Origin of the sequence: Yersinia vastinensis, assembly GCF_044905075.1 — a bacterium.
Classification (GTDB): Bacteria; Pseudomonadota; Gammaproteobacteria; order Enterobacterales; family Enterobacteriaceae; genus Yersinia; species Yersinia vastinensis.
This window is the reverse complement of sequence record NZ_CP173260.1, coordinates 3275513-3288643: the sequence shown is the minus strand read 5'-3', so window position 1 is coordinate 3288643 and position 13131 is coordinate 3275513. Positions and strand designations below refer to the sequence as shown.

The following is a 13131-nucleotide window of genomic DNA, read 5'->3' as shown; positions in this document are numbered from 1 at the left end:
TATGTTTGATTATGAAGTATTACGATTTATCTGGTGGCTGCTGATCGGTGTGCTGCTGATTGGTTTCGCAGTGACCGATGGTTTCGATATGGGTGTCGGGATCCTGCTGCGTATCATCGGTAAAAATGATACAGAACGCCGTATTATGATTAACTCGATTGCCCCTCACTGGGATGGTAATCAGGTTTGGCTAATTACCGCAGGTGGGGCGCTGTTTGCGGCCTGGCCGATGGTGTATGCAGCCGCATTCTCCGGCTTCTATATTGCGATGATTCTGGTGTTGGCTGCGTTATTCTTCCGTCCGGTCGGTTTTGACTACCGTTCCAAGTTGGAAGATAGCCGCTGGCGCAATATGTGGGACTGGGGCATCTTTGTCGGTAGTTTCGTGCCAGCAGTCGTATTCGGTGTGGCGTTTGGTAACTTGCTGCAAGGCGTACCTTTCCACATGAATGAATATATGCGCCTGTTCTATACCGGCAACTTCTTCCAGTTACTGAATCCATTTGGTTTACTGGCAGGGGTGGTGAGCTTAACTATGCTGGTTACCCAAGGTGCCACGTATCTGCAAATGCGTACTCGCGGTGAGTTGCATCTGCGTTCTCGTGCAGCAGCGCAAATCTCTGCTCTGGTGATGGGGGTTGCATTCCTGTTGGCCGGTATCTGGTTAGTTAAAGGCATTGATGGTTTTGTTGTGACATCCGTGTTGGATACAGCAGCTGAATCTAACCCGATGCGTAAAGAAGTCGCACATCAGGCTGGTGCATGGTTGATTAACTTCAACAAGTATCCAATCTTGTGGGCGCTGCCAGCGCTTGGGGTTATTCTGCCGCTGTTCACTATTTTACTGTCGCGCTTTGAAAAAGGGGCTTGGGCCTTCCTGTTCTCATCACTGACGATTGCTTGTGTGATTTTAACCGCCGGGGTCACTATGTTCCCGTTCGTTATGCCATCAAGCACAATGCCAAATGTCAGTCTGACAATGTGGGATGCAACCTCTAGCCTGTTGACGCTGAAAGTGATGACGATTGTTGCGATCATCTTTGTTCCTATCATCCTGCTTTACACCAGCTGGTGTTACTACAAGATGTTCGGGCGCATTGATAAAGACTTTATCGAAAACAACAAGCACTCACTGTACTAAGGAGCATAAAGCATGTGGTATTTTGCCTGGATTCTAGGGACACTTCTGGCCTGCTCCTTTGGTATCATTACTGCTCTGGCGCTGGAGCAGAGTGAAGCCAACGCAGCAGAGAAAGCCGCTAACAATGGCAATGATGATGTTGTCCGATAAGCTATACGATCTAATGGATAAGGGCCCTTTACGGGCCCTTTCACTGGTGCTCGCATTTGCTGTCGCTTTCTGTGTATTTTGGGACCCTTCGCGTTTTGCGGCGGCGACCAGCTCACTGGAAGTTTGGCAAGAGGTCTTTATCGTGTGGGCTGTGTGTACTGGTGTAATTCATGGCGTCGGTTTTCGCCCTAAGCGGGTGTGGTTACGCGCTTTTTTCTCACCACTTCCAGCAATTGTGATCTTGGGCGCGGGATTATTCTACTTTTTTGTCTAATCTGAATACGTTTCGCCTAATCTGAACACAAACTCTCCTTTATGGGTCGCCTGGCCCATAATTATTTTCGTTCTATTCTCGCAAGTGATTCCAAAGCTTAACGCTCTTCAGTATAGTGTGTCCGTTAATTGCATTACTGGGAAGTAGAGTGAGTAATACGTTGTTTCGATGGCCGGTACGTGTCTACTTTGAAGACACCGATGCTGGTGGCGTGGTTTATCACGCGCGCTACGTTGCCTTTTACGAAAGGGCGCGCACGGAAATGTTGCGCCAACGCAATTTTCACCAGCAGCAATTGCTCAGTGAGCATGTCGCTTTCGCTGTCCGCCGCATGACGGTAGAATATCTGGCGCCTGCACGTCTTGATGATATGCTGGAAGTTCAGAGTGAAATTACCGCAATGCGTGGGGCTTCTCTCACGTTTGCTCAACGAATTCTCGACTCACATGGCAATCTTCTGAGTAGTGCAGAAGTATTGATCGCATGTATCGATCCACACCAAATGAAGCCAAGAGCGCTTCCTAAGTCTATTGTCGCGGAGTTTAAGTAGTGGCTGACATGAACATTCTGGATTTATTCCTGCAGGCAAGCCTATTCGTTAAGCTTATCATGCTGGTTTTGATGGGCTTTTCTATTGCTTCATGGGCGATTATCATTCAGCGAACGCGTATTCTGAATGCTGCCACCCGCGATGCAGAGGCTTTCGAAGATAAATTTTGGTCTGGCATCGAGCTGTCTCGCCTATACCAAGAGAGTCAAGCTCGCCGTGATACGCTTGGTGGTTCCGAGCAAATCTTCCATTCCGGATTTAAAGAGTTTGCTCGTTTGCATCGCGCAAATAGCCACGCACCTGAAGCTGTGATTGACGGCGCTTCCCGTGCGATGCGCATCTCTATGAACCGCGAGCTGGAAGCACTCGAAACTCATATTCCTTTCCTTGGTACTGTTGGTTCCATCAGCCCGTATATCGGTCTATTTGGTACAGTATGGGGGATTATGCATGCCTTTATTTCTCTGGGTGCAGTCAAGCAGGCGACCTTACAAATGGTGGCTCCTGGTATTGCTGAAGCACTGATTGCTACGGCAATTGGTCTGTTCGCCGCAATCCCTGCTGTTATGGCTTATAACCGCCTGAACCAGCGAGTGAATAAACTTGAACAAAACTATGACAACTTCATGGAAGAGTTCATTGCTATTCTGCATCGCCAGGCTTTTGCCAGCGCCGAGAGCAAATAAGTAGGGGGTTGTATGGCGCGAGTACGTGGTCGTAGACGTCGCGAGCTTAAGTCTGAAATTAACATTGTTCCCTTACTTGACGTTTTGTTGGTGCTATTGCTGATCTTTATGGCTACCGCTCCGATTATCACGCAGAGCGTTGAGGTAGATCTTCCTGATGCGACGGATTCAAAAACTGTATCCAGTGATGATAACCCTCCGGTGATTGTTGAAGTCTCTGGTGTGGGGCAATATTCACTGGTGATTGATCATCAACGGATGGAGCAGCTGCCTTCAGAACAAGTGATAGCAGAAGCTCAGGCAAGGTTGAAATCGAATCCGAAAACTGTTTTCCTGATCGGTGGTGCTAAAGAGGTTCCTTATGATGAAATCATTAAGGCGCTGAATATGCTGCATCAGGCTGGCGTTACGTCGGTGGGCTTAATGACTCAACCGATATAAATTTGCGTTGATATTGGCTGGATTGAGCGTGAACCCAGCCAGTAGATACCTTGTTTTTAGCAGTTCCGTTTTTTAGCAATAGAGCGCGGACATCGAGTGTGGAAATCGAGCGTGGGTAAGGCAACCGAGCAAAATGATAAGCTGAATCGCGCCGTTATCGTGTCGGTGGTTCTGCACATCATATTGATTGCCCTGTTGATTTGGGGCTCTCTGACGCAGACGACTGAAATGGGCGGCGGCGGTGCTGGCGGCGAAGTTATTGACGCCGTCATGGTCGATCCGGGCGCGGTGACAGAGCAATATAACCGCCAACAGCAACAACAGACGGACGCGAAACGGGCGGAGCAGCAACGCCAGAAAAAAGCTGACCAGCAAGCTGAAGAGCTGCAGCAGAAGCAGGCAGCAGAACAACAACGTCTGAAAGAATTAGAAAAAGAGCGTCTGCAAGCACAGGAAGATGCAAAGCAGGCGGCTGAAGAAGCGAAAAAACAAGCAGCTGAGCAGCAAAAAGAAGCGGCTGAACAACAGAAAGCGGCTGCTGCCGCAGCGGCTAAAGCAAAAGAAGAGCAGAAGCAAGCTGAAGCTGCTGCCGCTCAGGCCAAAGCTGAAGCAGATAAACTCGTGAAAGCGCAGGCAGAAGCCCAGAAGAAAGCGGAAGCTGAAGCTAAAAAAGAAGCTGCTGTCGCTGCTGCTGCGAAGAAACAAGCTGATGCTGACGCGAAGAAGGCGGCAGAAGATGCGAAAAAGGCTGCCGCAGAGGCAGCTGAAAAGAAAGCGGCGGCTGATGCTGAGAAAAAAGCTGCCGCTGATGCTAAAAAAGCCGCAGCTGCTGAGGCTAAGAAAAAAGCTGCTGCAGAAGCGGCCGCTGCAACGGATGTTGATGATTTGTTTGGCGGCTTGGCCAATTCCAAGAATGCGCCGAAAAGTGGCTCAGGTGCGGGTGCTGCTGCTGCCGGTAAAGGTGGTGGTAAAAAGAGCGGGGCATCCGCCGGTGATATCAGTGGCTACCTAGGACAGGTAACTGCGGCTATCCAAAGTAAATTTTATGATGCAGATCTTTACAAAGGCCGTACCTGTAATCTGCGAATTAAATTAGCACCAGACGGTCTATTAATTGATGTTAAAGCGGAAGGAGGGGACCCGGCACTGTGTCAGGCCGCCATCGCCGCAGCCAAACTTGCTAAAATCCCTAAACCTCCAAGTCAGGATGTTTATGAAGTGTTTAAGAATGTTCCACTTGATTTTAAACCGCAATAAAGTTTGATTGGCAGTGGATAACTCTGTTAATCAACCATGGATTATGTAGTTTTGTTTGCGTTGGTTTGTTAAAATTCTGCTAATTATCGCGAGCATCCCGCTCGGATAAGGGAGATAAGATGAAGCAGGCATTTCGAGTAGCGCTAGGCTTTTTAGTTTTATGGGCTTCTGTATTACATGCGGAAGTTCGAATAGAGATTACCCAAGGGGTAGACTCAGCTCGTCCAATTGGGGTTGTTCCATTCAAGTGGATGGGGCCAGGTACACCACCAGAAGAAATTGGCGCTATTGTCGGCGCGGATTTGCGTAACAGTGGTAAATTTAACCCAATTGATGCGGCTCGCATGCCACAACAACCTTCCACTGCTGCTGAAGTCACACCTGCGGCTTGGACTGCGTTGGGGATCGATGCTGTTGTTGTTGGCCAGGTTCAACCTAGCGCCGATGGCAGCTATGTCGTGTCTTACCAGTTAGTCGATACTTCTGGTTCGGCTGGTAGTGTTTTGGCGCAAAATCAGTATAAAGTAACCAAACAGTGGTTGCGTTATTCTGCACACACAGCCAGTGATGAAGTCTTTGAAAAACTGACAGGGATTAAAGGTGCTTTCCGCACCCGTATTGCTTATGTTGTGCAAACCAACGGCGGCAAATTCCCACATGAATTACGGGTTTCTGATTACGATGGCTACAACCAATTTGTGGTTCACCGTTCTCCTGAGCCTTTGATGTCACCAGCCTGGTCTCCAGATGGTAGCAAGATTGCTTATGTAACGTTTGAGAGTGGCAAATCAGCACTGGTTATTCAGACGCTGGCGAATGGTGCAATTCGACAAGTGGCTTCATTCCCTCGTCATAATGGTGCTCCAGCCTTCTCTCCGGATGGCACTAAACTGGCGTTCGCATTATCTAAAAGCGGTAGCCTAAACTTGTATGTTATGGATCTTGGGTCTGGTCAAATTAGCCAAGTTACCGATGGTCGTAACAATAATACTGAACCAAGCTGGTTCCCGGATAGCCAGAATCTGGCCTATACCTCGGATCAGGGTGGCCGTCCACAAGTGTATAAAGTGAATATTAATGGCGGTGCGCCTCAGCGAATCACATGGGAAGGTTCTCAGAACCAGAACGCAGATGTGAGTCCTGATGGTAAATTCTTGGCATTGGTCAGTTCCAATGGTGGGGCACAACACATCGCCAAACAGGATCTAGAAACGGGAGCCGTTCAAGTGTTAACGGACACGTTCCTGGATGAAACGCCTAGTATCGCGCCTAACGGCACCATGGTTATCTATAGCTCGACACAAGGGCTGGGAGCCGTGTTACAGCTGGTCTCGACTGATGGGCGTTTCAAAGCGCGTCTTCCGGCAACTGATGGACAGGTCAAATTTCCTGCCTGGTCGCCGTATCTGTGATGCATGTGTAAATACGTATGTATGGCAAACTATAAAAAAGGATCAAAGAGATGCAACTGAACAAAGTGCTAAAAGGGCTAATGTTGGCTTTGCCAGTTCTGGCTGTAGCGGCTTGTAGTTCCAACAAAAGCGCAAATAATGACCAATCTGGCATGGGCGCTGGCACTGGTACAGAAAACGGCAGCAACCTGTCTTCCGAAGAGCAAGCGCGTCTTCAGATGCAAGAACTGCAAAAGAACAATATCGTTTACTTCGGTTTCGATAAATACGATATCGGTTCTGACTTCGCTCAAATGCTGGATGCACATGCTGCATTCCTGCGTAGCAACCCATCTTACAAAGTTGTTGTTGAAGGCCACGCGGATGAACGCGGTACGCCAGAATACAACATCGCGTTGGGCGAGCGTCGTGCAAATGCAGTGAAAATGTATCTGCAAGGTAAAGGCGTTTCTGCTGACCAAATCTCTATCGTTTCTTACGGTAAAGAGAAACCAGCAGTACTGGGCCATGACGAAGCAGCGTTCGCTAAAAACCGTCGTGCAGTTCTGGTTTACTAAGAGAATCGCATGAACAGTAACTTCAGACGTCACTTAGTGGGTCTGTCGTTACTGGTTGGCGTAGCGGTCCCATGGGCCGCTACTGCCCAAGCGCCAATCAGTAATGTCGGCTCCGGCTCGGTAGAAGATCGAGTCACTCAACTTGAGCGTATTTCTAACGCTCACAGCCAGCTATTAACTCAACTTCAGCAACAACTGTCAGATTCGCAACGCGATGTTGATAGTTTACGCGGTCAGATCCAAGAAAATCAGTATCAGCTCAATCAAATTGTTGAGCGGCAAAAACAGATCTATCAGCAGATAGATAGTCTGAGCGGTGGTCAGGGGGCGTCGAGTACAACGCCTGCGGCTACTGGCGCTGCGACAGATAATGCAGCGACAGGAAGTTCTGGCACGGCCTCTGCGGGCGCTGCAGCGGCTACAGCGGCACCTGCAGCAAGTACCGGTGATGAAAACAGCGATTACAATGCTGCCGTTTCTCTAGCTCTTGAGAAAAAGCAATATGATCAAGCGATCACTGCTTTCCAAGGTTTTGTGAAACAGTATCCAAAGTCGACTTACCAGCCTAATGCCAATTATTGGTTAGGGCAGTTGTATTACAACAAAGGTAAGAAAGACGATGCTGCATATTATTATGCTGTTGTAGTAAAAAATTATCCAAAGTCTCCAAAAAGTTCAGAAGCAATGTTTAAAGTTGGGGTGATCATGCAGGATAAAGGCCAAAGCGATAAAGCAAAGGCGGTTTATCAACAAGTGATCAAGCAATATCCCAATACCGATGCTGCTAAACAGGCACAGAAACGGTTATCTGCTCTTTAGCCTTTTTTGAGCCCAGGAATTGGTCTTATTGACTAATTTCTGGGCTTTAGCGAGCGAAGAACAAGCAGTTAAACGTATTAACAGAAATTTAAGTTGCACTGTGAAGAGAAATTAGTAATATATGCCGCCGTTGCCAAGACAACTGTAAAACGTTCAGGCAGCAGGAAATTATAGTAAGCAGTAGCGCATAATGGGTCGTTAGCTCAGTTAGTAGAGCAGTTGAATTTTAATCAAATGGTTAAAAGTTCGAGCCGAGCGAAGCGAGACAGCAACGCGTTAGCGTTGACCCGAAGGGCGAGTCCGCAGGACGAGTAATCCCGCACGACTGGCACTGAATTGTCATTAAGCAGCAATATATAATGGGTCGTTAGCTCAGTTGGTAGAGCAGTTGACTTTTAATCAATTGGTCGCAGGTTCGAATCCCGCACGACCCACCATTATGTTACGCAGTACCGCATTGCAGCGGGTCGTTAGCTCAGTTGGTAGAGCAGTTGACTTTTAATCAATTGGTCGCAGGTTCGAATCCCGCACGACCCACCATTCATACTGAAGTTTAGTTTGAATGTAAGAAGTTGAAATCATCGCAACGATATTCCTCTTCCTGTTTTGTCTCGCAGTATTCTCTAAAGCGTTTAAGCAATAATACATAATGGGTCGTTAGCTCAGTTGGTAGAGCAGTTGACTTTTAATCAATTGGTCGCAGGTTCGAATCCCGCACGACCCACCATTATGAAGAACTGTAAGGTAATCAAATCGCGGGATGAGAACCGTCAAAGGTTCGAGTCGAGCGAAGTGAGACAACAACGCATAGCGTTGGCCTGAAAGGTGAGTCCGTAGGGCGAATAATCCCGCACGACCCACCATTATGTTACGCAGTACCGCATTGCAGCGGGTCGTTAGCTCAGTTGGTAGAGCAGTTGACTTTTAATCAATTGGTCGCAGGTTCGAATCCCGCACGACCCACCATTATATCAAGTACCTCTGAACATCCCCCAAGCTCAGAAATCACAGACTACCCGATGCGTGTGGGTGAGACCCTGCGTTCAGGTTCGAGCCGAGCGAAGCGAGACAGCAACGCGCGAGCGTTGACCCGAAGGGCGAGTCCGCAGGACGAGTCATCCCGCACGACCCACCATTATATCAAGTACCTCTGAACATCCCCCAAGCTCAGAAATCACAGACTACCCGATGCGTGTGGGTGAGACCCTGCGTTCAGGTTCGAGCCGAGGATGCGAGACAGCAACGCGCGAGCGTTGACCCGAAGGGCGAGTCCGCAGGACGAGTCATCCCGCACGACCTATTATTATGCTTTCAGTTAACATTCCTTCTCAGATTTGTCCGCTTCAATAATCCTTTCTTCTTGTTCTGAATATAAACCCTATAATCTTCTAATATCTCTCTTGTCATTCCGTTTTTTAGCTGAGTTTTAACTCTATTAAACATTTTTGCCATTATCAGACGAATTCTGGCGACTTTTTGCTAAATATTGAGTATTTTGTTTAGGATAAAAAACAAACCAACTTTACTGGCAGCCTAAGGCATACCGTGGCTCCAGAATAACTGGCAATTAGAGACGTGAGCGATGAGCGAAATTTTTGATGTGAATGCGGCTATTTATCCTTTCCCTCCGCGACCAGTCCCGTTGGATGTGGATCAAAAAGCCTTTTACCGTGAGAAAATCAAAACACTGTTGAAGCAACGTGATGCCGTGCTGGTCGCTCACTACTATACTGACCCCGAAATTCAAGCATTGGCCGAAGAGACTGGCGGCTGTGTCGCTGATTCCCTTGAAATGGCGCGATTTGGTAACAACCACCCCGCATCGACGCTGCTGGTTGCTGGTGTGCGCTTTATGGGAGAAACCGCCAAAATACTGAATCCAGAGAAACAAGTATTGATGCCAACGCTCAATGCCGAATGCTCATTGGATTTAGGTTGCCCAGTGGATGAGTTTGCTGCGTTTTGCGATAGCCACCCAGATCGTACTGTCGTGGTCTACGCCAATACATCGGCAGCAGTCAAAGCCAGAGCGGATTGGGTGGTCACCTCCAGTATTGCGGTTGAGCTGATTGAACATCTTGATAGCTTGGGCGAGAAAATAATTTGGGCGCCAGATCGCCACCTTGGCAGCTATGTACAGAAGAAGAGTGGTGCGGATGTGTTGTGCTGGCAAGGGGCTTGTATTGTCCATGACGAGTTTAAAACCCAAGCACTGGCCCGGATGAAAGCATTACACCCAGATGCTGCCGTATTGGTTCACCCGGAATCACCGCAGGCGGTTGTTGATATGGCTGATGCCGTTGGTTCAACCAGCCAACTGATTCAGGCTGCCAAAACGCTGCCGCAGAAAAAACTGATTGTAGCCACCGATCGGGGCATTTTTTATAAGATGCAGCAAGCTTGCCCTGATAAAGAATTATTTGAAGCACCCACGGCCGGTGAAGGGGCGACATGTCGAAGTTGCGCTCATTGCCCGTGGATGGCGATGAATGGCCTTAAGGCCATTGCTGAGGGGCTAGAACAGGGTGGAGTGATGCATGAGATACATGTTGATGAAGAATTGCGTCAGCAGGCGCTGATCCCCCTAAATCGCATGTTGGATTTTGCCAACCAGCTTAAATTGCAGATCAAAGGCAACGCTTGAGCGGTAAATGGCACGTAGCGACCTAATATTTATTCTCTCTTGAAAAGGACTGGCAGATGGATTTCTTCAGTACAAGCAACATATTGGTGCATATTCCTCTGGGGGCAGGGGGCTATGACCTTTCATGGATAGAGGCTATAGGGACACTGTTCGGGTTATTGTGCATCTGGTTTGCCAGCAAAGAGAAGATTATCAACTACCTGTTTGGTTTGATTAACGTGACCTTATTTGCGGTCATTTTTTTCCAAATCCAACTTTATGCCAGCTTGCTACTACAGTTGTTCTTCTTCGTGGCCAATATTTACGGTTGGTACGCTTGGAGCAAACAAACTCCCGATAACCAAATTGAATTGAAAATTCGGTGGTTGTCTTTGCCTAAAGCATTGGCATGGGGGGCGGTTAGCGTGGCCGGTATCGCCTTAATGACTCTGCATATTGATACAGTATTTGCCTGGCTTACCCGTGTGGCGGTGACTGTAATGCAAAGCTTGGGAGCGACGGTACAAATGCCAGAGTTGCAACCCGATGCCTTCCCATTCTGGGACTCCACCATGATGGTGTTGTCAATTGTTGCGATGATCCTGATGACTCGTAAGTATGTGGAAAACTGGCTGATTTGGGTAGTCATTGATGTCATCAGTGTCGCTATTTTTGCTTATCAGGGTGTTTATGCCATGGCGCTGGAATACGTATTACTGACGTTGATTGCCCTGAATGGTTCTTGGCTATGGATTAAGAGTGCGGCTCGAAATCATTCGCGCCCGCTGTCTACCCAAGGTCATTAATAACTCAGTTAAATAGCTTTTGATTGGAAACCGGAGTCAGGGGCGATTCTGTGGATAATTCGCAACAGAGCCTCCCCGCCTCCCCTGATGGTGCCCGTTATTTATTAGTGATGGTGATGATGGTGCTCTCCGGCACTGCTAGCCTGATTGATACCACAGTCCGGTGCGTTACAGTGCTGATATTCCATCTGAACAGTGGCATGACCAATGTTGTAATGGTGTAGTAGGTGGTGCTGAATACGTTGCAATAACTCATCATTATCTCGCGGTGGAATGACTTGCACGTGCAGAGTCATTACCCGCTGGTCACCCACTTGCCATAAGTGTACGTGATGGGCATCGCGTACTTCATATATATTGGTGCATAAATCTTTGCGCAATTTCTCGATATCAATTTCCTGCGGTGCGCCTTCCAATAGTTCGTGGAAACTTTCTTTCAATAGCCGCCAGGCACTGCGCAGCACCAAGACCGAAACCAAAACAGATAAAATTGGGTCAATGGGGGTCCAACCGGTTGTCAGGATCACCACCGCGGCCACAATAGCCCCGACAGACCCCAATAAGTCACCTAGCACATGTAAGGCTGCAGCTCGCACATTGATATTCTTTTCTTCCTCTCCTCGATGAAGTATCCAGAAGCAGAAAATATTCGCGAATAACCCGATGACAGCGATGATTAACATCGGGATTCCCATGACTTCATGGGGAGAAAAAAAGCGTCGAATGGCTTCCCAAACAATCAATACCACAATCAGCAGTAATGCAGCCGCATTAACAAAAGCCGCCAGAGTGGTCAGGCGTAAATAGCCAAAAGTGTGGCGAGAGTCTGGTTTTCTCTGCGAAAAATGTACGGCCATTAATGCGATAAATAGTGCAGCAGAATCCGTCAGCATATGCCCAGCATCCGCCAACAGTGCCAATGAGCCAGATAACCAACCTCCAATGGCTTCTGCCACCATAAAAACAGTGGTGACGGCGAAAGCGATTAGCAAGCGCTTACTGTTGCTGTCTTGCGGAAAAAATGATGATGCAGCCATATTTATCCTTGTAACCCGAAATGTGAGCGCAGAACCTGAACTGTCTGTCTATGTTAACCCTGATAGGATTTCATTCAATAATTGATCCACATTATAGATTGATGCTTAGGTTGCTGTTTATCTGCGCTGAACCCCCAATGCAATAAAGTAGATTTACAGCGGTCAATTCACCAGCTAGATTGGTTGAGATATACGTTGTGCGATGATCGTCACAAGACTTAATGGAAGAGCTATGAATTACCTGAATGATGACCTACGGATTAATGAAATTAAGGAACTCCTGCCACCTGTTGCTCTGTTAGAGAAGTTCCCCGCCAGTAGCAATGCAGCAGAAACCGTCGCCAAGGCCCGAACCGCCATCCACAAAATTTTGCGAGCTCAGGATGATCGTTTGCTGGTGGTGATTGGTCCATGTTCGATTCACGACACTCAGGCGGCCAAAGAGTATGCCACTCGTTTGCTGAAATTACGTGAAGAACTAAATGGTGAGCTTGAAGTGGTAATGCGGGTTTATTTTGAAAAACCGCGCACGACAGTAGGTTGGAAAGGTCTGATTAACGATCCGCACATGGATGGCAGCTACGACATCAATGATGGTCTGCGTATTGCACGTAAGTTGCTATTGGACATTAATGACAGCGGCTTACCGGCTGCGGGTGAATTCTTGGATATGATTACCCCGCAATATTTGGCTGACCTGATGAGCTGGGGAGCGATTGGCGCACGAACGACAGAATCTCAGGTTCACCGTGAGCTGTCTTCTGGTTTATCTTGCCCGGTTGGTTTTAAAAATGGTACTGATGGCACAATCAAAGTGGCTATCGATGCAATTAATGCAGCCAGCGCGCCACACTGTTTCCTGTCGGTGACCAAATGGGGCCACTCTGCGATTGTCAACACGGCGGGTAATGATGATTGCCATATTATTCTGCGTGGCGGTAAAGAGCCGAATTACAGCAGTGAGCATGTTGCAGCAGTCAAAGATGGGCTAAGTAAAGCAGGTCTGGACCCGCAAATCATGATTGATTTCAGTCATGCTAACAGCAGCAAACAATTCCAAAAGCAGATGGAAGTCGGCACCGATGTTTGCCGCCAGATTGCTCAGGGCGAAAAATCCATTATGGGCGTGATGATTGAAAGCCATTTGGTGGAAGGCAATCAGAATCTGGAAAGTGGCGAACCACTGACTTACGGCCAGAGTGTCACCGATGCTTGTATTGGCTGGGAAGATACTGAAGTGCTGTTACGTCAGTTGTCGAACGCGGTGAAAGCGCGTCGCCAATAAGTTATCGAGCTTGTCATGTTGAACAGGCGGATAACTAAAAACCCCCGACATCAGCTATGTTCGGGGGTTTTTTAATGGTGCTAATCAGGTGTA

At 48.0% G+C, this 13131-nt stretch carries 14 protein-coding genes, 4 tRNA genes and 4 other RNA genes; 21 read left to right on the top strand and 1 reads right to left on the bottom strand.

Annotation, left to right across the window (positions count from 1 at the left end):
- Position 1 precedes the first annotated feature (1 nt).
- The 20 genes from cydB to pnuC all read left to right on the top strand — a co-directional run bounded on the left by cydB (position 2) and on the right by pnuC (position 10716).
- Positions 2-1141, top strand: coding sequence for a cytochrome d ubiquinol oxidase subunit II (gene cydB, locus ACIOG0_RS15360; protein ID WP_050098869.1), 1140 nt, complete (start codon positions 2-4; stop codon positions 1139-1141).
- A 12-nt stretch (positions 1142-1153) separates the two neighbouring features.
- Positions 1154-1291: a cytochrome bd-I oxidase subunit CydX gene (cydX, locus tag ACIOG0_RS15355; RefSeq protein ID WP_050082494.1), complete on the top strand. Its 138-nt coding sequence runs from the start codon at positions 1154-1156 to the stop codon at positions 1289-1291.
- The gene (gene ybgE / locus ACIOG0_RS15350; protein ID WP_172665444.1) at positions 1278-1565 is read left to right on the top strand and encodes a cyd operon protein YbgE; all 288 of its coding nucleotides are present in this window, start codon (positions 1278-1280) and stop codon (positions 1563-1565) included. The genes cydX and ybgE overlap by 14 nt, the downstream gene beginning before the upstream one ends.
- 148 nt (positions 1566-1713) lie before the next feature.
- Positions 1714-2115: a tol-pal system-associated acyl-CoA thioesterase gene (gene ybgC, locus ACIOG0_RS15345; RefSeq protein WP_005165498.1), complete on the top strand. Its 402-nt coding sequence runs from the start codon at positions 1714-1716 to the stop codon at positions 2113-2115.
- Complete coding sequence (tolQ, locus tag ACIOG0_RS15340) at positions 2115-2801, top strand: Tol-Pal system protein TolQ (RefSeq protein ID WP_004393307.1); 687 nt, start codon at positions 2115-2117, stop codon at positions 2799-2801. Before ybgC ends, tolQ begins: the two co-directional genes overlap by 1 nt.
- Before the next feature lie 12 nt (positions 2802-2813).
- Positions 2814-3242, top strand: a complete 429-nt coding sequence (tolR, locus tag ACIOG0_RS15335; protein WP_050098867.1) for a colicin uptake protein TolR — start codon at positions 2814-2816, stop codon at positions 3240-3242.
- Between the two features lie 111 nt (positions 3243-3353).
- Positions 3354-4499 carry a cell envelope integrity protein TolA gene (gene tolA / locus ACIOG0_RS15330; RefSeq protein ID WP_050098866.1) on the top strand — a complete coding sequence of 382 codons (1146 nt, stop codon included), beginning with the start codon at positions 3354-3356 and terminating at the stop codon, positions 4497-4499.
- 119 nt (positions 4500-4618) lie between these two features.
- Complete coding sequence (tolB, locus tag ACIOG0_RS15325) at positions 4619-5911, top strand: Tol-Pal system beta propeller repeat protein TolB (RefSeq protein ID WP_050098865.1); 1293 nt, start codon at positions 4619-4621, stop codon at positions 5909-5911.
- 50 nt (positions 5912-5961) lie between these two features.
- The gene (pal, locus tag ACIOG0_RS15320; RefSeq protein WP_005278500.1) at positions 5962-6468 is read left to right on the top strand and encodes a peptidoglycan-associated lipoprotein Pal; all 507 of its coding nucleotides are present in this window, start codon (positions 5962-5964) and stop codon (positions 6466-6468) included.
- Between the two features lie 9 nt (positions 6469-6477).
- Positions 6478-7287, top strand: coding sequence for a cell division protein CpoB (cpoB, locus tag ACIOG0_RS15315; RefSeq protein ID WP_050098864.1), 810 nt, complete (start codon positions 6478-6480; stop codon positions 7285-7287).
- A 199-nt stretch (positions 7288-7486) separates the two neighbouring features.
- Positions 7487-7619: non-coding RNA, RtT sRNA (locus ACIOG0_RS15310), on the top strand.
- A 29-nt stretch (positions 7620-7648) separates the two neighbouring features.
- Positions 7649-7724: transfer RNA gene (locus ACIOG0_RS15305), tRNA-Lys, on the top strand.
- 27 nt (positions 7725-7751) lie between these two features.
- Positions 7752-7827, top strand: a tRNA-Lys gene (locus tag ACIOG0_RS15300).
- Between the two features lie 111 nt (positions 7828-7938).
- Positions 7939-8014: transfer RNA gene (locus ACIOG0_RS15295), tRNA-Lys, on the top strand.
- Positions 8015-8026: 12 nt separating this feature from the next.
- Positions 8027-8150: non-coding RNA, RtT sRNA (locus ACIOG0_RS15290), on the top strand.
- A gap of 27 nt (positions 8151-8177) precedes the next feature.
- Positions 8178-8253 (top strand) — tRNA-Lys (locus tag ACIOG0_RS15285).
- Between the two features lie 43 nt (positions 8254-8296).
- A non-coding RNA gene (locus ACIOG0_RS15280) (RtT sRNA) lies at positions 8297-8422 on the top strand.
- A 43-nt stretch (positions 8423-8465) separates the two neighbouring features.
- Positions 8466-8590, top strand: a non-coding RNA gene (locus tag ACIOG0_RS15275) — RtT sRNA.
- 279 nt (positions 8591-8869) lie between these two features.
- Positions 8870-9931, top strand: coding sequence for a quinolinate synthase NadA (gene nadA / locus ACIOG0_RS15270; protein ID WP_050098863.1), 1062 nt, complete (start codon positions 8870-8872; stop codon positions 9929-9931).
- Between the two features lie 56 nt (positions 9932-9987).
- Positions 9988-10716 carry a nicotinamide riboside transporter PnuC gene (gene pnuC, locus ACIOG0_RS15265; protein WP_050141038.1) on the top strand — a complete coding sequence of 243 codons (729 nt, stop codon included), beginning with the start codon at positions 9988-9990 and terminating at the stop codon, positions 10714-10716.
- A 104-nt stretch (positions 10717-10820) separates the two neighbouring features.
- On the opposite strand, the gene zitB is transcribed toward pnuC, so the two are convergent.
- A complete protein-coding gene (gene zitB, locus ACIOG0_RS15260; RefSeq protein ID WP_050098861.1) occupies positions 10821-11753 on the bottom strand; it encodes a CDF family zinc transporter ZitB in 933 nt (310 codons plus the stop codon).
- Positions 11754-11985: 232 nt separating this feature from the next.
- On the opposite strand from zitB, the gene aroG reads away from it, so the two are divergent.
- Positions 11986-13038, top strand: coding sequence for a 3-deoxy-7-phosphoheptulonate synthase AroG (gene aroG, locus ACIOG0_RS15255; protein WP_128451725.1), 1053 nt, complete (start codon positions 11986-11988; stop codon positions 13036-13038).
- Positions 13039-13131 lie beyond the last annotated feature (93 nt).

Bases quoted from the DNA above. Each gene is read 5' to 3' on its own strand.
- cpoB (WP_050098864.1), top strand. From the start codon at position 6,478: ATGAACAGTAACTTCAGACGTCACTTAGTGGGTCTGTCGTTACTGGTT.
- tolB (WP_050098865.1), top strand. From the start codon at position 4,619: ATGAAGCAGGCATTTCGAGTAGCGCTAGGCTTTTTAGTTTTATGGGCT.
- cydX (WP_050082494.1), top strand. From the start codon at position 1,154: ATGTGGTATTTTGCCTGGATTCTAGGGACACTTCTGGCCTGCTCCTTT.
- pnuC (WP_050141038.1), top strand. From the start codon at position 9,988: ATGGATTTCTTCAGTACAAGCAACATATTGGTGCATATTCCTCTGGGG.
- cydB (WP_050098869.1), top strand. From the start codon at position 2: ATGTTTGATTATGAAGTATTACGATTTATCTGGTGGCTGCTGATCGGT.
- pal (WP_005278500.1), top strand. From the start codon at position 5,962: ATGCAACTGAACAAAGTGCTAAAAGGGCTAATGTTGGCTTTGCCAGTT.
- nadA (WP_050098863.1), top strand. From the start codon at position 8,870: ATGAGCGAAATTTTTGATGTGAATGCGGCTATTTATCCTTTCCCTCCG.
- tolR (WP_050098867.1), top strand. From the start codon at position 2,814: ATGGCGCGAGTACGTGGTCGTAGACGTCGCGAGCTTAAGTCTGAAATT.
- aroG (WP_128451725.1), top strand. From the start codon at position 11,986: ATGAATTACCTGAATGATGACCTACGGATTAATGAAATTAAGGAACTC.
- ybgE (WP_172665444.1), top strand. From the start codon at position 1,278: ATGTTGTCCGATAAGCTATACGATCTAATGGATAAGGGCCCTTTACGG.
- zitB (WP_050098861.1), bottom strand. From the start codon at position 11,753: ATGGCTGCATCATCATTTTTTCCGCAAGACAGCAACAGTAAGCGCTTG.